The organism is Streptomyces silaceus, assembly GCF_001419745.1.
Classification (GTDB): Bacteria; Actinomycetota; Actinomycetes; order Streptomycetales; family Streptomycetaceae; genus Streptomyces; species Streptomyces silaceus.
Genome location: NZ_LIRJ01000298.1, coordinates 1 through 21,393, shown reverse-complemented (window position 1 = coordinate 21,393; position 21,393 = coordinate 1). Strand labels below are relative to the sequence as shown.

The 21,393-nt window shown below is 74.0% G+C and carries 12 protein-coding genes and 1 pseudogene; 7 read left to right on the top strand and 6 right to left on the bottom strand.

From position 1 onward, the window contains the following. From AOK22_RS26045 to AOK22_RS26030, 4 genes are all read left to right on the top strand, one after another. Positions 1 to 5,528: SDR family oxidoreductase (locus tag AOK22_RS26045; RefSeq protein WP_157872283.1), on the top strand; the 5,528-nt coding region annotated here is incomplete at its 5' end. After that, complete coding sequence (locus AOK22_RS26040; protein ID WP_055701148.1) at positions 5,525 to 9,031, top strand: amino acid adenylation domain-containing protein; 3,507 nt, start codon at positions 5,525 to 5,527, stop codon at positions 9,029 to 9,031. The genes AOK22_RS26045 and AOK22_RS26040, both read left to right, overlap by 4 nt. Positions 9,032 to 9,076: 45 nt before the next feature. Beyond that, the gene (locus tag AOK22_RS26035; protein ID WP_244164999.1) at positions 9,077 to 10,225 is read left to right on the top strand and encodes an adenine nucleotide alpha hydrolase family protein; all 1,149 of its coding nucleotides are present in this window, start codon (positions 9,077 to 9,079) and stop codon (positions 10,223 to 10,225) included. Positions 10,226 to 10,234: 9 nt separating this feature from the next. After that, positions 10,235 to 12,796 carry a type I polyketide synthase gene (locus tag AOK22_RS26030; protein ID WP_055701147.1) on the top strand — a complete coding sequence of 854 codons (2,562 nt, stop codon included), beginning with the start codon at positions 10,235 to 10,237 and terminating at the stop codon, positions 12,794 to 12,796. A 54-nt stretch (positions 12,797 to 12,850) separates the two neighbouring features. Here AOK22_RS26030 and AOK22_RS26025 read toward each other — a convergent pair whose 3' ends face one another. From AOK22_RS26025 to AOK22_RS26010, 5 genes are all read right to left on the bottom strand, one after another. Further along, a complete protein-coding gene (locus AOK22_RS26025) occupies positions 12,851 to 13,750 on the bottom strand; it encodes a 4Fe-4S domain-containing protein (RefSeq protein ID WP_055701146.1) in 900 nt (299 codons plus the stop codon). Between the two features lie 201 nt (positions 13,751 to 13,951). Then, positions 13,952 to 14,107 (bottom strand): hypothetical protein, encoded by a 156-nt coding sequence (locus AOK22_RS41530; RefSeq protein ID WP_157872282.1) that lies wholly within the window; start codon positions 14,105 to 14,107, stop codon positions 13,952 to 13,954. A 43-nt stretch (positions 14,108 to 14,150) separates the two neighbouring features. After that, on the bottom strand, positions 14,151 to 15,410 hold the full coding sequence (gene thrS / locus AOK22_RS26020) for a threonine--tRNA ligase (protein WP_055701145.1): 1,260 nt from the start codon (positions 15,408 to 15,410) through the stop codon (positions 14,151 to 14,153). Positions 15,411 to 15,629: 219 nt separating this feature from the next. Beyond that, entirely contained in the window at positions 15,630 to 16,553 is a 924-nt protein-coding gene (locus tag AOK22_RS26015) for an RNA polymerase sigma-70 factor (RefSeq protein ID WP_055701144.1), read from the bottom strand. Between the two features lie 103 nt (positions 16,554 to 16,656). Beyond that, positions 16,657 to 17,130, bottom strand: coding sequence for a carboxymuconolactone decarboxylase family protein (locus tag AOK22_RS26010; protein ID WP_055701143.1), 474 nt, complete (start codon positions 17,128 to 17,130; stop codon positions 16,657 to 16,659). A 219-nt stretch (positions 17,131 to 17,349) separates the two neighbouring features. On the opposite strand from AOK22_RS26010, the gene AOK22_RS26005 reads away from it, so the two are divergent. The 3 genes from AOK22_RS26005 (at position 17,350) to AOK22_RS26000 (ending at position 19,583) form a co-directional block, all read left to right on the top strand. Beyond that, positions 17,350 to 18,873 (top strand): alpha/beta hydrolase, encoded by a 1,524-nt coding sequence (locus AOK22_RS26005; protein WP_055701142.1) that lies wholly within the window; start codon positions 17,350 to 17,352, stop codon positions 18,871 to 18,873. Between the two features lie 149 nt (positions 18,874 to 19,022). Further along, the gene (locus AOK22_RS41990) at positions 19,023 to 19,196 is read left to right on the top strand and encodes a hypothetical protein (protein WP_167357887.1); all 174 of its coding nucleotides are present in this window, start codon (positions 19,023 to 19,025) and stop codon (positions 19,194 to 19,196) included. A gap of 114 nt (positions 19,197 to 19,310) precedes the next feature. After that, the gene (locus AOK22_RS26000) at positions 19,311 to 19,583 is read left to right on the top strand and encodes a hypothetical protein (protein ID WP_055701141.1); all 273 of its coding nucleotides are present in this window, start codon (positions 19,311 to 19,313) and stop codon (positions 19,581 to 19,583) included. Positions 19,584 to 19,593: 10 nt separating this feature from the next. Here the strand turns inward: AOK22_RS26000 and AOK22_RS25995 are convergent. After that, positions 19,594 to 21,393: pseudogene (locus AOK22_RS25995) on the bottom strand (AfsR family transcriptional regulator); the annotation flags it as partial.

Genomic DNA, 21,393 nt, shown 5'->3' with positions numbered 1-21,393 from the left:
CCCTTGGCCGCCTCGTCGGCGGCGAGCTGGGCGTAGTCGCCCCACATGACACCGGCGAAGACGCCGACGAGGCGGCCAAGGGCAGCCACCACACCGTCCTCGCCAACCGTTCGGCGATCGCCAACCAGGTCTCGTACTTCGGTGACTTCCGCGGCCCGAGCGTGGTCGTCGACACGGCGTGCTCGGCGTCCCTGGTCGCCCTCCACCAGGCCTGCGAGAGCATCCGGCGCGGCGAGTGCCGCTACGCGCTGGCCGGCGGCGTGAACGTCTCCGCGCACCCGTTGAAGTACACGCACCTCAGCCGCATGCGGATGCTCTCCACCGACGGCCGCTGCCGGTCCTTCGGGGCCGGGGGAGACGGCTACGTACCCGGCGAGGGCGTCGGCGCCGTGCTGCTCAAGCGGCTCTCGGAGGCGGTCGCCGACGGCGACCACATCCACGCCGTGATCAAGGCGACGGCCGTGAACCACGGCGGCCGCACCGGCGGCTTCACCGTGCCCAACCCGCAGGCGCAGCAGGCCCTCGTCGAGGAGGCCCTGGAACGGGCGGGCATCGACCCGGCCACCATCGGCTACGTCGAGGCGCACGGCACCGGCACCTCGCTCGGAGACCCCATCGAGCACACGGCCCTGGAGCAGGCCTTCGCCGGAGTGCGGCGGCCCGCGGGGAGCATCGCGCTCGGCTCGGTGAAGTCGAACATCGGCCACCTGGAGGGCGCCGCGGGCATCGCGGGCGTCACCAAGGCCGTACTGCAGCTCTCCCACGGCGAAATGGTGCCGTCGCTGCACTCCGAGGAGACCAACCCGATCATCGACTTCGCCCGGTCGCCGTTCCGCGTGCAGCGCGAACTGGCCTACTGGCCGCGCCCCGTGGAGGAGCGGGACGGTCTGCGCGTGGAGCTGCCGAGGCGGGCGAGCGTCAGCTCGTTCGGCGCGGGCGGCACCAACGCGCACGTGGTCCTGGAGGAGTACCGCGCCCCGTCGGACCGGCGCGCCGCCTCTCCGGGCGGCCCCGAGCTGCTCGTGCTGTCGGCGCGCGGCCCCGAGCGGCTGCGGGCGTACGCCGCCGACCTCGCCGCCCACCTGCGTGCCGAGCGCCCCGAACTCGCCGACGTCGCGCACACGTTGCGGTCCGGACGGGAGGCGCTGCCCGAGAGGCTGGCGTTCCTTGCGTCCGATGTCGCCGACGCCGCGGAGAAGTTCGCGGCCTTCGCCGACGGGGACCCGGGCGCCTGGGCGATCGTCGGCAACGCCGAGCAGCACACCGCGCTCGCGGACGTCTTCACCGAGGGCTCGGGCCCCGGTTTCCTGCGGACCCTGGCCGCCCAGGGCGACCGGGCCCGGCTCGCCCGGCTGTGGGTCTCCGGGGCGTTCACCGACTGGAGGGAGCTGGACACGGCGGCGCCGGGCGCGTGCCGGACCGTACCGCTGCCCGGCTACCCCTTCGAGCGCGTCCAGCACTGGCTGCCGCTCACCGGCACCACGCCGACCGCGCCGGAGGCTTCGCTCACCGGTACCGTGCCCACCGCGCCGGGGACTTCGCTCACCGGTACCACGCCCCCCGTGGCGGGGACTTCGCTCCCCGCCACCCCGCCGACGGTGCCGGCAGACGCGCGAAGGCGCCAGGTCCGACTCGGCCTCGCCGCCACCGATCCCGTCGTGCGCGACCACGTCGTCGGAGGCCGGCCCGTGCTGCCCGGCGTGGGCCACCTCGACCTGGTCGCCCGCGCCCTGGGCGACGGGGCCGCGCGGGTCTTCCGGGACGTCCGCTGGCTCGCCCCGGTCCAGGTGCCGGCCGGCGGCGCCGAACTCGCCCTGGAGGTCGCCCCCGTGCGGGAGGCCGGGAGGCACGACGGCACCGTCCACGACTACCGGCTGACCGCCACCGGCGACAGCGGCACGGTGTACTCGCTCGGCCAGGTGCTCGACACGGCCCCGGAACGCCCCGAGGCCCTGCGGATCGACCTGCTCACGGCGGAGTGCTCCCGCCCGGCCACGCACGACGACCTCTACGCCGCGCTGCGCGGACGGGGCCTGCCGTACGGCCCCTACTTCCGGCGCGTACGCCAGGCCTGGACCGGCGAGCGGACCGCGCTCGCCCGCCTGAGCCGCCCCGAGGAGCACCGCGCCGCCGCCCTGTCCGGCCCGCTCGACCCGGGCACCCTCGACGCCGCGCTGCACCCGCTGGCGCTGCTGCTCGCCGACGGCGCGGACACGGCCGCCCGGCCGCTCCTGCCGTTCGCGGCGGACCGGGTCGAGCTGTACGCCCCGGTGCCCGACGACGGCTGGTCCCACATCCGCGACCTGGGCTCCCACCGCTACGACGTGACCCTCACCGACGACGCGGGCCGGGTCTGCGTGAGGATCACCGGTCTGGCCCTGCGCGAACTCAAGCAGGCGTCCGGCATCGACTACCGGCCCCGCTGGGCGATGGCCCCGCCCACCCGCGCCCACGACGACGCACCCGCTCCCCGGACGGTCCTGACGGTCGCCGCGCAGGACGTCACTCCGCTGACCCGGACGCTGGAGAAGGCCCACCCCGACGCGCGGCACCTGCGGCTGACCATCGGCGCCGGCGGACTCGACGAGCGGGAGGCGGACCAGCTCCTGGCCCGTGACCCGCGGATCGACCTCGTGTACTTCCTCGCCACGGGCGGCGGCGCGGACGACCTGCCGGACACCCGGCGGGACGTGCACGCGGCGCAGGAGCGGGGCGTCGTCTCGCTCTACCGTCTGACGCGGTGCCTGGACCGGGCGGGCGCGCTCGACCGGCCCCTGCGCCTGAAGGTGCTCACCACCGACGCCCTGCCGCTCGGCGAGGACGACCCGGTCCGCCCCGCGGCCGCCGGACTCATCGGCTTCTGCGAGGTCGCGGCCAAGGAGTACCCGCAGCTGAGCGCCGCCTGCCTCGACGTCCGTGGCAGCGACATCACCGACGGCGTCCGGCAGTTGGCGGACGAGCCGGCCCAGGTCAAGGTCCGTCCGGTGTCGCTGCGCGGTGGCGTACGCCGGGTGCGGGCCCTGGAGCGGGTGGAACTGCCCGCCGCCCCGACGCGCCTGCGCGACCGCGGCGTGTACCTGGTCATCGGCGGCCTCGGCGTGCTCGGCCGCGACACCGCCCGGCATCTGGCCCGCACGTGCCGGGCCCGCCTCGTCCTCGTCGGGCGCGGTGCGCTCGACGAGCGGCGCCGCGCCGACATCGCGGCCCTGGAGCAGCTGGGCGCCGAGGTGCTGTACGTCCCGTGCGACGCCGCCGACCCGGTGGCGCTGCGGCAGGCGGTCGACGAGGCCAAGCGCCGCTTCGGCGCGCTGCACGGCGTGATCCACTCCGCGATGGTGCTCGTGGACAAGCCGATCAGGGACCTGGGCGAGGCCGAGCTGCGCGGTGCCCTGGACGCCAAGGCGGACACCGTGTGGAGCATGTTCCACGCGCTGCGGGGCGAGCGCCTCGACTTCGCGCTGCTCTACTCCTCGGCGGTCACCCTGGAGGGCAACCACGGTCAGGCCGGATACGCGGCGGGCTGCCATGTCGCCGACGCCTGGGCGCAGTCCGCGGCGCGCACGGTGCCCTACCCCGTCCGGATCGTGAACTGGGGCTACTGGCACGCGGCGGGCGACGCCCACCGTGAGCGTGTCCTGCGCCGGTTCGCCGCCGCCGGCATCCAGCCGATCGGCGCCGACGAGGGCATGGCCGCCGTCGAGCGGATCCTGGCGGGCGACCTCCCGCAGGCGCTGGTGGTCAAGGCCGATCCGGCGATCCTGGCGGGGCTCGGCGTCGACCCGCACACCGTGCTGCGGCAGCAGCCGGACCACGGTTCCGTACCGGCCGCGCTCGCCGTCGGCCAGGGGCACGCGCCCGAGCGGGCCGGGGACGACATCGGCGACGCGTCGGCGCGGACCGAGCAATTGGCGCGACAACTGCTGGTCGGTGTCCTGCGGACGCGGGACGTGCTGCGCGTTCCCGGCGAGCGGTACACCCGTGACGGCCTGCGCACCCGGCTCGGCGTCGCGGCCGGGCAGGAGCGACTCCTCGACCTGCTCGTGGACGTCCTGGTGCGGGGCGGCCACCTCCGCGCCGAGGCCGACGGGCGGGGCCGTCCGAACGGGACCCTGGTCGTCACCGACCGTGTCGAGGACGCGGACCTGAACGCCTGCCTCGCCCGACCCGAGGAGGCAGTCCGCGACCTGACCGCCCGCCATCCTGAGACGGCGCCCGTGGCCACCCTGCTCCAGCGCTGCCTCGACGCCCTGCCCGACGTCCTGGCCGGGCGGCGCGGCCACATGGACGTGCTCTTCCCCGGCGGCTCCTTCGAACTGGTCGAGGCGGTCTACGCCGGGGACCCGGTCACCGACCGGTGCAACGCCCAGGTCACCGACACCGTCCTGCGCTATGTGGCGGAACGCCTCCGCGTCCGTCCCGACGACCGGATCCGTGTGCTCGAGGTCGGCGCGGGCACCGGCGGCACCAGCGCACGCGTGCTGCGCGCGCTGTCCGACGCCGGCCACGGCGACCGCGTCACGTACGTGTACACCGACGTCTCCGACGGATTCGTGCGGCACGGGCGCCGGCGCTTCGGCGCCGACCACCCGTTCGCCGAGTTCCGCGCCCTGGACATCGAACGCGACCCCGAGGAGCAGGGCTTCGAGGCGGGAGGGTACGACCTGGTGCTCGGCACCAACGTCCTCCACGCGACCGCGAGGATCGACCGCACGCTCGCGCACATCAAGCGACTGCTCTGCTCGAACGGCGTGCTGGTGGTCAATGAAGGCGTCGAGCTGCGCGACCAGATGTCGCTGATCTTCGGTCTCGCCACCGGCTGGTGGCTCTTCGAGGACCCGGAGCACCGGCTGCCGAACTCCCCGCTCCTGGGCGAGTCCGCCTGGCGTGACGTCCTCGCCCAGAACGGCTTCCGCGGGGTCGCGGCACACGCCCGGCCCGCCGGCGGCACCTACCAGTGCGTGCTGGTCGCCGAGAGCGACGGGCTGGTGCCGGTGACCGCCGCGGTGCCCGCGCCCGGACGGGTCCCGGAGGAGACGGCCGGGGACGAGCCCGCTGCCGCGACGGCACCCGTCGCCGCGCCGGCCGGGTCCGCCGACCCCGTACGCGCCGCCGAGAGCACGGTCAAGGCGGTCTTCGCCCGCGTCCTGGAGATGCCCGAGGACCTGCTCGACGCCCGGGCCACCTTCGAGAACTACGGCATCGACTCGCTCGTGGTCCTGAGCCTGACCAAGGAGCTGGAAGGGGAGTACGGCCCGCTTCCCTCGACCCTCCTGTTCGAGCACATCACCATCGAGCGCCTCGCCCGCCACCTCGCGGGCCGGCACGTCGGCCCGGAGGACCCCGTGGCGGTGCCGACTCCCGCGCCTGTCGCCGCCGTCGCCGAGGCCCCGGCCACGCCCGTCGCCGCCCCCGAAACGCCGGCGAACGGTGGCCTGGAACAGATCGTCGACGGCCTGACCGACGCCGAGGTGGACCGACTGCTCCACCAGCTGAGCACCGTTCTCCAGGACCAGGAGGAGCAGCGATGACCACCCCCTTCAGTGCCGTCCTGATCGGCGAGGAGCCGCTCCTCGCCGAGTGCGGGGAGCACCTGCTGACGCGGGGCCACGCGGTGACCGCCGTGGTCGCCGCCGATCCGGGCCTGCGCCGCTGGGCCGCCGGGCACGGCCTCACCGTGGTCGACCCGGGCCGGGGCCTCGCGGAGCGGCTGCGTCCGCTGCGGTTCGCGTACCTCTTCAGCATCACCAACCTGAGGATGCTGTCCGACGAGGTCCTCGCGCTGCCCGAGCGGCTGCCCGTGAACTTCCACGACGGGCCGCTGCCCCGGCACGCCGGTCTGCACGCCACCAGCTGGGCGATCCTGGAGGGCGCCGCCGAGCACGGCGTGACCTGGCACGTGATGGAGCGCGAGGCGGACACCGGCGACGTGCTCAAGCAGCGCCTCGTCCCGGTCCGCCCCGACGACACCGCGTACACGCTGAACCACACCTGCTACGAGGCCGCGGCCGCCTCCTTCGGCGAGCTGGTCGACGAGCTGGCCGCCGGCACCGAGACGCGCACCCCGCAGGACCTGGGCCTGCGCACCTATCACGGCCTGCACGACGGTCCGCCGCGCGAGGGCCTGTTCTCCTGGCGGCGCCCGGCGGCGGAGCTCGACGCGCTCGTGCGGGCCACCACGCTCGGCCCGCACCGCAACGCGTTCGGCCTCGCGCTCCTCGCCCTGGGCGAGCGGCTGTTCGCCGTGCGCGGCGCCGAGGTCACCCCGCACCCCTCGACGCGGCCCGCCGGGACCGTCGTCGCCGTCGAGGACGCGACCGTCGTCGTCGCCACGGCGGACGTCGACGTACGGCTCACCGACCTCGTGGACCTGGACGGAACGGGCCCCCTGCCGCACCCCGGCGACCGCTTCACCGAACTCGACGAGGCCGCCGGCGAGCGCTGGGTGGAGGCGGCCCGGTCCGCGCGCCGCCACGAGACGTACTGGCTGCGTCGGCTCACCGAGCAGACCCCCCTCGAACTGCCCTGGCGGACGGCGGAGGCAGACGAAGCGGCGGGTCCCGCGGACACCGAGGTGCCCGCGCGGATCCTCGCCCTCGACGGGCCGGAGCGGACGGCCTGGCTGCTCGCCGCGCTGCTGGTGTTCCTCGGCCGGATGGCCGGGGAGGGGAGCGGCGGCCTCGACGTGGGGCTGCGGCTCCCCGCAGGGCCGGACAAGGGTGGGGTGCCGGGCCCTCTGATGCGCGAAGTGCCCTTCCGCGCACCGGAGATGACGGCCGGAATCTCGCTGGCCGGCCTCAAGGACGCGGTCGCCGGACGGCTCGCCGATGTCGCGGGACGCGGCGCCCCGCTGCGCGGGCTCGCGCTGCGGGACCCCCGGCTGCGCGAGCGTTCGGCCCTGGCGGGCACCGCGCTGCCCGTCACGGTGGACCTCACCGACGGCCACGACCGGGCCGACCGGCCCGTGGCCGGGGGCGGCCCCGGCCTCACCGTCCGTCTCGGCGCGCGCGACCAGGGCATCACTTTCCGGCCCGCCGACCCCCGCGAGGCCGGGGCGGCACGGCAACTGGCCCGTCGCTTCGGTGAGTTCCTGCGTGCGACCGCCGAGCGCCCCGACGAGGACGCGGGCCTGCTCCCGCTGCTGACCCCGGCCGAGAGCCGTCAGGTCCTCGACGGATGGAACGACACGGCGGCCGACTATCCGAGGGACCGTTGCGCGCACCAGCTGTTCCGGCAGTGGAGCGGCCGCCAACCCGACGCGCCCGCCGTGCTGTTCGGCGACGAGGTGGTGACGTACGGCGAGCTGGACCGGCGCTCCGACCGGCTCGCGCACCGGCTCGCCCGGCTCGGTGCGGGCCCCGGCACCCTGGTCGGGGTGTTCCTCGACCGGTCGGCGGACCTGCTCACCGGGCTGCTCGCGGTCCTGAAGACGGGCGCCGCGTACGTACCGCTGGACCCGGTCTACCCGCCCGAGCGGATCCGGCACATGCTCGACGACTCCGGCGCGCTCCTGGTCCTCACCGAGTCCGCCCTGACCCCCGCGCTGCCGCCGGACTGCCCGGCCCGCGCGGTCGAGCTCGATGCCACGGACGACGAGCCCGCCGGGACCGAGGAGCCCTTCGAGGACCGGGCGTCCGCCAAGGACCCCGCGTACGTCATCTACACCTCGGGCTCGACGGGACTGCCCAAGGGCGTCCGCGTAGGCCACCGGGCCCTGACCAACTTCCTGTGCTCCATGGCCGAGGAGCCCGGCTTCGGCCGCGCGGACAGCCTGCTCGCCGTCACCACGGCCTGCTTCGACATCGCGGGTCTCGAACTGTATCTGCCGCTGGTGACCGGCGGGCAGGTGCGCATCGCGCCGGCCCGCACGGCGGCCGACGGGTTCGAGCTGCGCGAGCTGGTCGAGAAGTGCGGGCCCACCGTCATGCAGGCGACCCCGGTCACCTGGCGCATGCTGATCGAGGCCGGCTGGGAGGGCGACGCCGGGCTGACCGTCCTGTGCGGTGGCGAGGCCCTGCCCGGCGACCTGGCCGAGGGCCTCGTGCGCCGGGCGGGCCGGGTCTGGAACATGTACGGGCCGACCGAGACCACCATCTGGTCCTCCGTCGACCGGGTCACGGCCGGGCAGCCCGTCACGATCGGCCGTCCGCTGGCCAATACCCGTATGTACGTCCTCGACGAGCGGCTGCGGCCCGTGCCGCCGGGGGTGCCCGGCGAGCTGTACATCGGCGGCGACGGCGTGGCCGACGGCTACCACCGGCGGCCCGCACTCACCGCGGACAGGTTCCTCGACGACCCCTTCGCCCCCGGCCGCGTCTACCGCACCGGTGACCTGGTGCGCCACCGGCCCGACGGCCGCCTGGAGTATCTGCGCCGCGTCGACAACCAGATCAAGCTGCACGGCCACCGCATCGAGCTCGGCGAGGTGGAGACGGTGCTGCGCGACCACCCCGCCGTCACGGGCGCCGCGGTGATCGTGCGCGAGGACGGGACGGGCGGGGCCCGGCTGGTGGCGTACGTCGTGGGCACGGGCGACGCGCCGCCCCCGGCCGCCGCGCTGCGCGAGCACGTGGGGGCGCGGCTGCCCGCGTACATGGTCCCCGGCGCCGTCGTCGCCCTCCCGGACCTGCCCCTGACGCCGAACGGCAAGCTGGACCGCAAGGCCCTGCCGGCCCCCGACGCGTCCGCCGGGACCGGGCCCGGCTCCGCCGCGGTCCCCGAGAGCGACCTGGAACGGCAGATCGCCGGGATCTGGTGTGCCGCGCTCGGCCTGGAATCGGTCGGCGCGGACGTCAACTTCTTCGACGCGGGCGGCGATTCACTGCGGCTGACCCAGGTGGTCGCGCGCCTGAGGGCGGAGCTGCGGCCCACGCTCAGCCGCCTCGACATGTTCCGTCACCCGACCGTCAGGACGATGGCCCGTCACCTCGCCGACGGTGCGGCGGGCACCCCGCCACCGCGTGAGCGGCCGCCCGCGGGCAGGGGCCGGTCCCTGCTCGGCGCGCGCCGCCGACGCTCCGGCACCCAGCGCTGAGCCCGCCGCCGACCGGGCAGCCGACACCCTTTCCAAGGAGGCATCGTGGAAGACACCATCGTTCGCTGCAAGATCTGCTCGCTCAAGGACGGGCATCCGGGGATCGTCCTGGACGACCAGCAGGTCTGCAATTTGTGCAACCTGGATTTCGCCGGCGATCTGATCGTCAACTACAAGTACACGAACGAGGTGTTCGCCGAATTCCAGGCGGCCGGGCCGAACCCGCGCGGCGAGTTCGACTGCCTCTTCATGTACAGCGGCGGCAAGGACAGCACGTACATGCTGGACAAGTTCGTCAACGAATACGGCAAGCGCACGCTCGCGTACACCTTCGACGTGCCCTTCGAGAGCACGCACGCGGCGCAGAACATCAAGCTCGCGCAGGAGAAGCTGCCCGCGACGTTCATCGTCGACGCGGACGACGACAACATCAAGAAGATGATGCGGGACGTCTTCAACCGGCCCCGCGACAAGAAGCCCGGCCAGTATCTCGACGAGAAACTGCCCTGCGTCTCCTGCCGCACCTTCTTCGTGATCCGGGCCATCCTGCACGCGTTCCGCGAGCGGATCCCCTACATCGCGCTGTGCGCCGACCCGCAGCAGATCCTCACCATGGAGTCGAACGTCCGCGAGGTCGTCCGGGGCTTCTACAAGTCCTTCGGGCCCGAGCTGGCGAGCGAGCTGTTCAACGGCGAGATCGAGGAGATCCTCTTCGCCGAGGACGACGAACTCCCCAAGATCGTCTTTCCGTTCATCGCGATGCGGCACGACTACGACCCCGACCGCATGGTCGCGGAACTCAAGGAGAAGGGCCTCTACGCCTCTTCGCCGATGGAGACGCACTGCACGCTGTTCCCGCTCCTGAACTACTACTCGTTCAAGAACTGGGACTGCATGTTCTACAAGCTCAACGCGTCGAGCTACACGCGGGCGGTGCGCCGCAACAAGGACTACGACCGCTCCACGTTCAGCATCAAGTTCCCGCGCTCCCTGAACCTGCCCGAGGTCGAGGAGCGCCTCAAGCGGGTGGTCCTGGAGATCGCGGCGGGCGAGGGCGACCGCGAGGAGCACCGGGCGGCGCTGGTGGAGCTGTTCAAGCAGATGGACACCACCGACGACGGAGCCAGGTTCATCGCGGAGACGTTCCTGGACATGCGCGACGTGGCGGCTGACCTCGGTATCAAGGTGGGTTGAGGAGAGACCATGAACGACCAGCGAATACAGCAGGACGGCGGACACGAGCAGGCCGGGGGCGACGCCGAGGTCAGGGACGCGGACATCGCGATCGTCGGCCTCGCCTGCCGCTTCCCCGGCGCGAACGACCCGGCCGCGTTCTGGCGCGTGCTGAGCGAGGGCCGCGAGACCCTCACGTACTTCTCCGACGAGCAGTTGCGCGCCGCCGGTGTCAGTGAGCAGCTCATCGCCGACGAGCGCTATGTGAAGGCCGGTCAGATCGTCGAGGGCGCCGACACGTTCGACGCGGCGTTCTTCGGCATCACCCAGGACGAGGCCGAGCTGATCGACCCGCAGCACCGCCAGCTCCTGGAGTGCGCCTTCGAGGCGCTGGAGGGCGCGGGGTACGACCCGCAGCGCGGCGAGCAGCAGATCGGCGTCTTCGCCGGCGTCGGCATGAACACCTATCTGCTGCACAACCTCGGCGAGCGCTACCGCACCGCGTCGTCCGTGGACCGCTACCGCATGATGATCACCAACGACAAGGACTTCGCGGCCACCCGCACCTCGTACAAGCTGAACCTCCAGGGCCCGAGCATCAGCACCAACACCGCCTGCTCCACCTCCCTGGTGGCCGTGCACCTGGCGTGCCTCAGCCTGCTCTCGGGCGACTGCACCATGGCTCTGGCGGGCGCCGCGCACATCCAGGCCGACCAGTGGGAGGGCTACCTCCACCACGAGGGCATGATCTTCTCGCCCGACGGCCACTGCCGGGCCTTCGACGCGAAGGCGCAGGGCACCGTGATCGGCAACGGCGTCGGCGTCGTCGCCCTCAAGCGCCTCAGCGACGCGCTGGCCGACGGCGACACCGTCCACGCCGTCATCAAGGGCACCGCGGTGAACAACGACGGTTCGGACAAGACCGGTTACACGGCCCCCAGCGTGCAGGGCCAGGCCGCCGTCATCGCGGAGGCGCAGCAGATCGCCGACTGCGCGCCCGGGACCATCTCGTACGTCGAGGCGCACGGCACCGCGACCCCGCTCGGCGACCCCATCGAGATCGCGGCCCTGAACCAGGCGTTCGGCCGCGACGGCGACCGCCTCGCCGCCGAGTCCTGCGCGATCGGCTCGGTCAAGACCAACGTGGGCCACCTGGACACGGCCGCGGGCATGGCGGGCCTGATCAAGACGGTCCTCATGCTGCGCCACCGCACCCTGGTGCCGAGCCTCTACTTCGACGCGCCGAACCCCGAGGTCGACTTCGCCGCGGGACCGTTCTACGTCTCCACCGAGACCAAGGAGTGGCCCGCGGGCACGACCCCGCGCCGCGCCGGCGTCAGCTCCTTCGGCATCGGCGGCACGAACGCCCACGTGATCGTCGAGGAGCCGCCCGCCCCCGCGCCCGCCGACGGGGCCGCGGGGCCCCGGCTCCTCGTGCTCTCCGCCCGCACCCCCGAGGCGCTCGACACGGCGACCGCCGACCTCGCGCGTCATCTGCGCAAGGAACGCGACCTCGACCTGGCGGCGGTCGCCCACACCCTCGCGGTGGGGCGGCGCGTCCACACCTACCGGCGCGCGCTCGTCGCCTCCGGCACGCGCGACGCGGCGCTCGCCCTGGCCCTCGGCGACGAGGCCCGCCTCCTGAAGGGCGACCCCACCGCCGAGAAGCCGGTCCTCGACCTCCTCCCCGTCGACGCCTCGGCCGCCGGAGCCGCGCACGCCACGGCGCTGTACGAGGAGGTCCCGGCGTTCCGCGAGCACTTCGACGCCTGCGCCGCCGAGCTCGGCACCCCGGGCGGTGCCTCCGAACTCCTGCGTGCCGACGGCGTGTTGACGTCCTTCGCCGTCCAGTACGCCACGCTGCGCACCCTGAGCGGCTGGGGCGTGCGGACGCCGGTCGTCGCCGCCGACCGCACGGACCTGCCGGATGCGGCGCTGCGCCTGCTGGAGCGCGGCGGCGCCCAGCACGCCGCAGCGACCGGACGCCCGACGATCGCGCTGCTGCCGCGGACCGAGGAAACGGCCGGCGCGGCCTTCCTCCTGGACGTCCTCGGCCGGCTGTGGACGGCGGGGGAGGAGGTCGACTGGTCGGCGTACCACGAGGGCGAGAGCGTGCGGCGCGTGCCGCTGCCCAGCTATCCCTTCGACCGCAAGCGGCACTGGATCGAGCCGCACGGCACGGCCGCGCCCGCCGATCCGGCCACGGGCACCACGCTGCGGGACCGCTTCGACGGTGCGACGGACACGGAGAAGGTCACCCTGCTCACGGCGTTCATCCGGCAGGAGATCGCCGCGGTGCTCGGTGCCCCGGATCCGCAGACCGTGGACGTCGACACCAACCTCTTCGACATGGGTCTCGACTCGCTGATCCTCATCGAGGTCATCGCCAAGCTCAGCGACGAACTCGCCCACTCGGTGCGCTCGTCGGCGTTCGTCGAGTACCCGACGGTGCGTTCGTTCGTGGCCGACCTGAGCGAGGAGCTGGGCATCGTCCCGGACGCCGCCCCGGCCGCGGCGCCCGCCGCCGGCTCCGAGGGCCGGACGTCGCGCCGCGCCCAGCGGGCCGCCGCCCGCCGCCCCGCGGGCTCCTGAACGGCCTCGCGCGGCCGGCCGGATGGGGTCGGCCGCGCGAGGCACCGGCCTGCGTCACCAGCGCACGGCCGTGAAGTCGATGGGCCGGGGACGCAGCGACCGGGTGCGGGCGGTCAGTGCCCGCATGCGGTCGGCCATCTCGGCGGCGGGCAACTGCCTGCGGTCGCCGTGGCCGGGCAGCAGCCATTCGAAGCGGAGCCGTTCGGCGGTGCGGGCCAGCGAGGCCGCGAGTTCCTCGATGGAGTACCAGGTGACGCTCTCGGCCACCTCGATGTCGCCGCTCGCGCGGGACCAGTAGAAGCTGTCGCCGCTGAAGCAGTACCGCTCGTCGGCGACGTACAGCACGCTGCCCAGGGTGTGGCCGGGCAGCGGATGGGCGACCACGCCCTCGGCGATCTCCACGCTCCCGGTGCCGCGGAGCACGCAGTCGGCGTCGGGCGAGGAGTCCAGGTCGCCCTCGTGGATCCATAAGCGGGCCTTGAACCGGTCGGCGTACTGCCGGCCGTGCGCGGCGTGGTCCCGGTGCGTGAGCAGCACGTCGGTGACCGGCCCGATCGTCTCGTACCGCGTGGCCAGGGCCTCGCTCCAGCGCGGGGTGTCGACCATCATCAGGTTCCCCGAAGGGCGCCGCAGCAGATAGGAGTTGGCGCCCGCCGTCCGGCGGGAGTTGTGCCCGCAGAACAGGACGGCGTCGTCGAGGGCCAGGGGATACAGGTCCCGCTTCGCGTCGAGGCGTCCCGAGGCGGGCCGGATGGAGCGCGTGGGGCAGGCGAACGCGGCGGCGTACAGGAGGCGTTCCTCCGCGGCGTCGCGCGGTTGGCGGAGTATCTCGGAACGGCCGTCGGCCTCGGTGATCAGATCGGGCGCGAGCTGCCGGGCGACGTCGCAGTTCGTGCAGCGTTCGTCCACGGACCAGCCGGTCTCTTCGGGGCGGACGGTGGGGGCGTCTTTCACGAGGTGACTCGCTTCCTGCACGGGGTGGAGGGGCTCTTGTCGCTCCAGGGGTATCCCGCGCGCGGACCGGAGTGGAAGGGGGTCCACGTCTTGTTTCCGGGGGCCGAGTGGCATCTCGCGACCGGTGCACGTATGAGGCGAGCATGACAATCAATGGAGGTCGGGCGCGACCTTTGACGCGCCCTTTCGGGCCCGCTCCCGTCACCGGTCCAGCGCCTGCGCCGCCGCGTCCTTCACCGCCTCCGCCAGGGCGGCCGGCGCCGGCGCGTCGAGCTTCCACTGCTGCCGGAACAGGGGTACGTCCACGACGCGCCGGGGACCGAGCAGGACCAGCGCCCCGGTGCGCGGCAGCGGCACGAACTCGGTCCTGTGGCGCCGGTGAGGCGTTGCGCCCCGCCCGTTACACCTCCCGCCCGTCGTCCCACAGCTCGGTGCGGTGCGCCGCGATCAGGGCACGGACGCGGGACAGGGCCTCGTCGGCGGGCAGCGGATCGAGGCGCCGCCCGTCGCGCAGCCGCAGCGCGACCAGGCCGTCGGCGTCCTCCCTGGCGCCGACGACCGCCTGATAGGGCACGAGGCGGGCGGCCCTGATGCGGGCACCCAGGCTGCCGTGCTCGGGACCGGCGAGCTCGGCCCGCAGGCCGAGCTCGGCGCAGCGCCGCAACAGGCGCTCAGCACCGGGCAGTTGGGCCTCGGAGACCGGCAGGATCACCACCTGGTCGGGGGCGAGCCAGGCCGGGAAGGCCCCGCCGTGCTCCTCGACGAGATGGGCGACGGCCCGCTCCACGCTGCCGATGATGCTGCGGTGGACCATGACGGGGCGGTGCTTCGCGCCGTCCGCGCCGATGTAGTGCAGATCGAACCGCTCCGGCTGGTGGAAGTCGACCTGGACGGTGGAGAGGGTCGACTCGCGTCCCGCGCCGTCGACGACCTGGACGTCGATCTTGGGGCCGTAGAACGCCGCCTCGCCCTCGGCCGACTCGTACGCCAGACCCGACCCGTCGAGCACCTCGGTGAGCAGCGCGGTGGACCGGCGCCACTTGTCGGGATCGGTGACGTACTTGCCGCCGGGGCCGGGCAGGGAGAGCCGGTAGCGGGCCGCGCGGATGCCGAGCGCGTCGTACGCCCGGCGGATCATCTCCAGGGCGGCCCGCGCCTCGTCGGCGACCTGGTCCAGGGTGCAGAAGATGTGCGCGTCGTTGAGATGGATGGCCCGCACGCGGTTCAACCCGCCCAGCACGCCCGAGAGTTCGGCCCGGTACATGCCGCCCAGCTCCGCCATGCGCAGCGGCAGCTCGCGGTAACTGTGCGAGCGGGAGCGGTAGATGACCGCGTGGTGCGGGCACAGGCTGGGCCGCAGCACGACCTGCTCGCCGCCCAGGTCCATCGGCGGGAACATGTCGTCGCTGTAGTGCGACCAGTGCCCGGAGATCTCGTACAGCTCCCGTTTGCCGAGCACCGGCGAGTACACGTGCCGGTAGCCCGCCGCGCGCTCCGCGGCGCGGATGTACTCCTCCAGGGCCTGCCGCACGTCGGCGCCGTCCGGCAGCCAGTACGGCAGGCCCGCGCCGATCAGCGGATCGGTGCCGAACAGGCCGAGTTCACGGCCGAGCCTGCGGTGGTCGTGCGGGGTGCTCGGCTGGATCTCCTGCTGTCGCATGGTGGTGGTCTCCTCACGTACGGAGGGTGAGTGACCGCACAGGCCGAAGCCCCGGGGCACTCGCCCCGGGGCTTCGGACTCGAACATCGGTCAGCGCGCCGGGACACTCTCCGGCGTCGTCGTCTTCATCGCGGCGCGCTTCATGCCGGTGACCGTAGCAGCGGTCCGCCGATCGCGTGAGGGATTTACGCGGCGGTCCGACGCCGCGGCCCGGCAGGCTCACCCGGCCGCGCGCCGCGCCGCCTGCACCTGTCGGTGCACGGCCCAGGCGTCGGCAACCGGGCCGAGGTGGCCGAGCTTGTCGGGGTTGAGCACCGTGCGGATCGTCTGGATCCGTCCTTCGCGCACGTCGAGCACCATCGTGTGCAGGACCGTGCCGTCCGGCGCGCGGAAGACCGCGCCGGGCTGGCCGTTGATGTCGTGCCGTTCGAACGTCACGTCGATCCGCAGCATCAGGGGGAACACCGTGCCCAGCAGCCGGGCCGCGCTCCGTGCGCCCACGACGGCCCGCGCCAGCTGCGGCGCCTTGCCGCCGCCGTCCCCGACCAACCGCACGTCGGCGGCCAGCAGATCCCGCAGCCCGCCCACGTCGCCGTCCCGCAGCGCGTCGAAGAACCGCGTCGCCAGCTCCTGCCGCTCCGCGCCGTCCGCCGCGAAGCGCGGGCGCCCGTCCGCCATGTGCCGCCGCGCCCGCACCAGCAGCTGCCGGCACGCCGCCTCGGAACGCCCCACCGCGGCGGCCACGTCGTCGAACCCGAAGGCGAACACCTCCCGCAGCACGAACACCGCCCGCTCCAGCGGGCTGAGCCGCTCCAGGAGGACCAGCGACGCCACCGACACCGAGTCGGCCAGCTCCACCGCCCGCGCCGGATCCTGGTACGGGTCGTCCAGCAGCGGCTCGGGGAACCACGGCCCCACGTACTTCTCCCGCCGCACCCGGGCGGACCGCAGCACGTCGATCGAGATCCGCGTCACCGCCGCCGACAGGAACGCCTTGGTCGACGTGGGCGTGGTCGCCGAGTCCGCGAACCGCAGCCACGTCTCCTGCACCGCGTCCTCGGCCTCGCCCACGCTGCCCAGAACGCGGTACGCGATGGAGAACAGCAGCGGACGCAGCTCCTCGAACTCGTCGACCTTGCTCACGCCGAAATCCCTTTCCCCGAGCCGAGATCCGAAGCCGCGGCCTCAAGATCGCGGAGCCATGGCCCCATGATCGCGAGGCCGTGGTCCCATGATGCCGTCCGGCTCAGTGGAACCGACCGGGTACGTAGGCGCCGCCCGGCTGCCGCGTGATGATGTTCAACCGGTTCGTCGCGTTCATGAACGCGACCAGCATCACCAGCGCGGTCAGCTGCTCCTGGTCGTAGTGCTCGGCGGCCCGTGCCCACACCTCGTCGCTGACCCCGTCGGCCGCGTCCGCGAGCCGGGTGCCCTCCTCCGCGAGCGCCAGCGCCGCCCGCTCGGCCTCCGTGAAGACCGTGGCCTCCCGCCAGACCGCGACCAGATGGAGCCGCACCGAGGTCTCGCCCGCCGCCGCGGCGTCCTTGGTGTGCACGTCGAGGCAGGCGGCGCAGCCGTTGATCTGGCTCACGCGCATCGCCACCAGCTCCTGCGTGGCGGCGGGCAGCGCCGATTCCTTGAGCGCCCGGCCCGTCGACATGAAGTGCTTGAGGGGCCTGCCGGCGGCCGGGTCGGCGAAGTAGTCCAGTCGCGCGTCCATGGTGTGCTCCTTGGTCGTCGTTCGTGCCTGCACCCCCGAGACGAGATGGCCCGACCCCCTGTGACATGGGCGGATGTGACCTGCGTCTCTCTGCCGCCGGTGGTCCGCACCCCCCCCACGCGGCGGCGTCCCCTAGGTGATGCGTCCGGGACAATCCCCACCCACACGGGCCGGTCGGGACGATGTGAGGGACGGTGCCGGAGCATGAGGCTCTTGCGCATGGCACACACGAGAACGAAGACGACGATCACACGCGCCACCGCCCTGCTCGCCGCCTGCGCCGCCCTCGGCGGCGCGAGCCTGGCCGCGCCGCTCGCCGGACCGGCGTCCGCGTCGACGCCGAGAACCGCCTCCACACCCCCCGCCCTCGACTGGACGACCTGCGCGGGCACCGGGCTCGACCCTCGCCAGCGGTGCGCCACCCTCGACGTACCGATGGACTACGACGACCCCAACGGCAAGAAGATCACGATCGCCGTCTCCCGCATCCCCGCCGAACGGCCCGAGGCCCGCCGCGGCGCGCTGCTGCTGATCGCCGGCGGACCCGGCGGATCCAGCCTCGGCGATCCCTCCGGCAAGGGCCGGAAGCTGCCCCAGCGGGTGCGGGACACCCACGACCTGATCGGTTTCGAACCCCGCGGCCTCGCCCGCTCCACCCCGGTCTCCTGCGGCCTCGGCCACGCCGACCTCGCCGTCACCGCGCTGCGCCCCTGGCCCGCCCCCGACGGGTCCGTCACCGGGAACATGGCCACCGCCCGCCGGATCTCACAGGCCTGCGCCCGCAACGGCGGCGACCTCATCCGCAGCATCAGCACCGCCAACAACGCCCGTGACATCGACCGCATCCGGGCCGCGCTCGGGGAGCGGAAGATCTCCGCATGGGCGGTCTCGTACGGTACGTACGTCGGAGCCGTCTACAGCCGGCTCTTCCCCCAGCGCACCGACCGCATCGTCCTCGACAGCAACGACGACCCCGACCACACCCGCGTCGGCCGAGGCTGGCTCGCCGCGCACGAGCGGGGAGTGGAGGACACCTTCCCCGCGTTCGCCGCATGGGCCTCGGCACCCGGCAACCCGGACCGCCTGGCCCGCACGGCGGCCGAGGTCCGCCCGCTCTTCCTCCGCCTCGCCGCCCGCCTGGACCGCGCACCGATCCCCTGGCCCGGCGCCAACCCCGAGGAGCTCAACGGCGACGTCCTGCGGCAGACCATGCTCTCCGCCATGGCCGACCCCGACCGCTTCCCGGGCCTGGCCCGGCTGATCCTGGCCGCCGAGCAGGGCACGGTGCCGCCCGCGCCGCCGTCGCCGCCCGACGCCGCGCTCCAGAACACCATCGCGGTCGGCACCGCGACCCTCTGCAACGACGTGGCATGGCCCACATCGACGGCCGCCTATCGCGAGGGCGTCGCCCGCAGTCGCGCCGCCCACCCGCTGACCGCGGGGATGCCCCGGAACGCGATGCCGTGCGCCGCCTGGCCGACCGTGCCGAAGGAGCCCCCGGTGCGCATCACCGACCGCGGCCCCTCGAACATCCTCCTTGTCCAGAACGAGCGTGATCCCAACACCCCGCTCAGCGGCGCCCTGAAGATGCGCGAGGCCCTCGGACGGCGCGCCACGATGGTGACCGTCGACTCCACCGGTCACGACGCCTACCTCGCCAACGGAAACGCGTGCGGCGACCGGACGGTCTCCCGCTACCTGGCTACGGGAGAGCGGCCCGAGGAGGACATCCGCTGCTCCTGAGGTCCCCGACCGTGTGTGAAGGTCGTCACAAGCGGCCGTCCCATGATCGGAATCGGGTGCCACAGGGGCACCGACTTCGCGTAAGGTCGCGGGTCGGCCACACACGGCCGACCCGAGTCACGCAGTCACCGAACAAGGAGCCGCAGGTCATGCCGGCCAATGACGCCACCCAGGCGCCGATCTACCACACCCTCGTCCAGGAGCAGGGCGATGTCGTCGCCACGGCCCGCGAGACCGCCGAGGAGATCAAGCAGACGGCGGAGGACGTGCTGGACTTCAGCACGCCGACCCGGGTGGGCGCGCCCGCAGGCCCCGCCTCCTAGCGGCGCCGCCGCGCGTCCGGCGCCTGGCCGGCGGAGACCGCCGCCGGCCCCCTTGCGGGTGGCCGCGGTCGCCCCGCCTCGCGCCGGAGGCGGCCGATCCGACAAGATGGCGCGATGGACTACGAGTTCTGGAAAGAGACCCACGAACGCGGCGGGATCCCGGCCGTCAAGAGCGCCCTCGAAGGCCTCTCCGACGACCTCTCCCCGGAGGCCGCGGGCGCCGCGACCGAGCTGGCCCTGAAGGTCATCGAGGAGGACATCGCCCGCATCAACGCCCGCGCGGACCGGGCCGAGGCACGGGCCCGCGAGCTCGCCGAGCAGGCCCGTGAGGTCAATGAGCAGCTCACCGAGCACGCCGGCCGGGACGGGAACGGGCCCGCGGCCTGACCCGCGCGGCTCACGACCGGGCCGTCAGCCGCGCCAGGGCCGTGTCGTACCGGGCCTGCAGCCCCGCGTCCGCCGACACCCGCAGCAGCGCCCCGAGGGCCCGCACCGCGCCGTCGTCGAAACCGCACGACTCCGCCTCCAGCGCCGCGCCCTGCAGCCGGCGGATGCCCTCGGTCTCGTCGCCCATCCCCAGCAGCGCCTCCCCGGTCACGATGCGCAGCAGCACCCGGGTCGCCGCCGAGGCGGCCGAGCGGCCGTCCAGCTCCAGTGCCGCGACGGCCGTCTCGAAGGCCGACCGCCATTCCCGGGCGTCGAGGCGGTGCCGGGCCAGGTGGTAGAGCGCCAGGCGTTCCGTGTGCCGGTCGCGGACGCTGTGCGCCAGCTCCGCCGCGAGCGCGCACCCCTCGGCCGCCTCCTCGGGGCTGCCGAGCTCGGCCTGCGCCAGCGAGAGATTGATCAGCGCGGTCGCCTCGCCGCGCGTGTCACCGGAGCGGGCGGCGAGCACGGGCGCGGCCTCCAGGTGCTCCAGCGCCTCGGCGGTCCGGCCCTCCTCCGTGAGGACCCAGCCGAGCAGGGCGAGGACCCGCGCCTCGGCGCGCACGTCGCCGTCGGCCCGCGCCGCCCCAAGTGCCGTACGCAGCAGGGGAGTCCAGCCGTCCCGGACCCGCCACACGATCTGCGGCCACAGCGCCAGGACGATCCGCCACGTCCTGCCGTGCAGACCGGCGGCGTGCGCGGCCGCCGCCGCGAGGGCCAGGTCGTCGCGTTCGGCGGCGTACCACTCCATGGCCTCCTCGCGGCCGTCGAACGCGCGCAGGGCGCGCGGCGCGCGGAAGTCCGCCGGCAGCGTGAAGCAGGACTCGTCGCCCGGTTCGGCCGCGTCCGCGGCGGCCAGCGCGGTGGCCACGCAGTGGTCGAGCACCCGCAGGACGGCGTCGGGCCCGGCGTCCAGACCGCGCGCGTACAGCCGCACGAGATCGTGGAGCGTCCAGCGGTCGGGGCCGGTCCGTACGACGAGGTGGGCCGCGGTGAGCGTGTCGAGCGCCGCCTCGGCCGCGACGGGGTCCGAGTCGGCGAGCGCCGCCACCGTGAAGCGGTCCACATGCGTGCCCGGGTGCCGCCCGAGGTGGGCGAAGTGGTGCGCCGCGCTCTCGGGCAGCCGGCGCACGGTCAGCCGCAGCGCGGCCCGTACGCCCGTGTCCTCCACGTCCAGGAGGCTCAGTCGCCGTGACTCGTCGGACAGTTCGTCGCACATCGCGCTCAGGGGCCAGCCCGGCTGGTCGGCGAGCCGGGCGGCCGCCACCCGCAGCGCGAGCGGCAGCCCGCCGCACAGCTCGGCGAGGCGCCGGGCGGCCACCTCCTCCGCGAGCACCCGCTCCTGGCCGAGCACCGCGGCGAGCAGCGCCGTGCTGTCGTCCGGTTCGAGGACGTCGACGGGGACGGGCCGGGCGGCGTCGGAGGCGATGAGCCCGCGCAGCCGGTAGCGGCTGGTGACGACGGTGACGCAGCCGGCGCCGCCCGGCAGCAGCTCCCTGACCTGCTCGGAGGCGCGTGCGTTGTCGAGTACGACGAGGAGCCGGCGGTCCGCGCACAGGGACCGGAAGAGCGCGGAGGCGGCGCGCTCCGACTCCGGTATCCGGCGCGGCGGGACGCCCAGGGCCAGCAGGAACTCGCGCAGCACGTCGAGCAGGGCCGGCTCACCTGTGTCACCGAACCCGCGCAGATCGGTGTACAGGAGACCACCGGGGAACTGGTCGCGGTTGCGGTGCGCCCAGTGCGCCACGAGCGCCGTCTTGCCGACGCCCGCGGG

Coding starts and splice junctions, on each gene's coding strand:
- AOK22_RS26040 (WP_055701148.1), top strand. CDS start 5,525: ATGACCACCCCCTTCAGTGCCGTCCTGATCGGCGAGGAGCCGCTCCTC.
- AOK22_RS26030 (WP_055701147.1), top strand. CDS start 10,235: ATGAACGACCAGCGAATACAGCAGGACGGCGGACACGAGCAGGCCGGG.
- thrS (WP_055701145.1), bottom strand. CDS start 15,410: ATGCGACAGCAGGAGATCCAGCCGAGCACCCCGCACGACCACCGCAGG.
- AOK22_RS26010 (WP_055701143.1), bottom strand. CDS start 17,130: ATGGACGCGCGACTGGACTACTTCGCCGACCCGGCCGCCGGCAGGCCC.
- AOK22_RS26005 (WP_055701142.1), top strand. CDS start 17,350: ATGGCACACACGAGAACGAAGACGACGATCACACGCGCCACCGCCCTG.
- AOK22_RS41990 (WP_167357887.1), top strand. CDS start 19,023: ATGCCGGCCAATGACGCCACCCAGGCGCCGATCTACCACACCCTCGTC.
- AOK22_RS26000 (WP_055701141.1), top strand. CDS start 19,311: ATGGACTACGAGTTCTGGAAAGAGACCCACGAACGCGGCGGGATCCCG.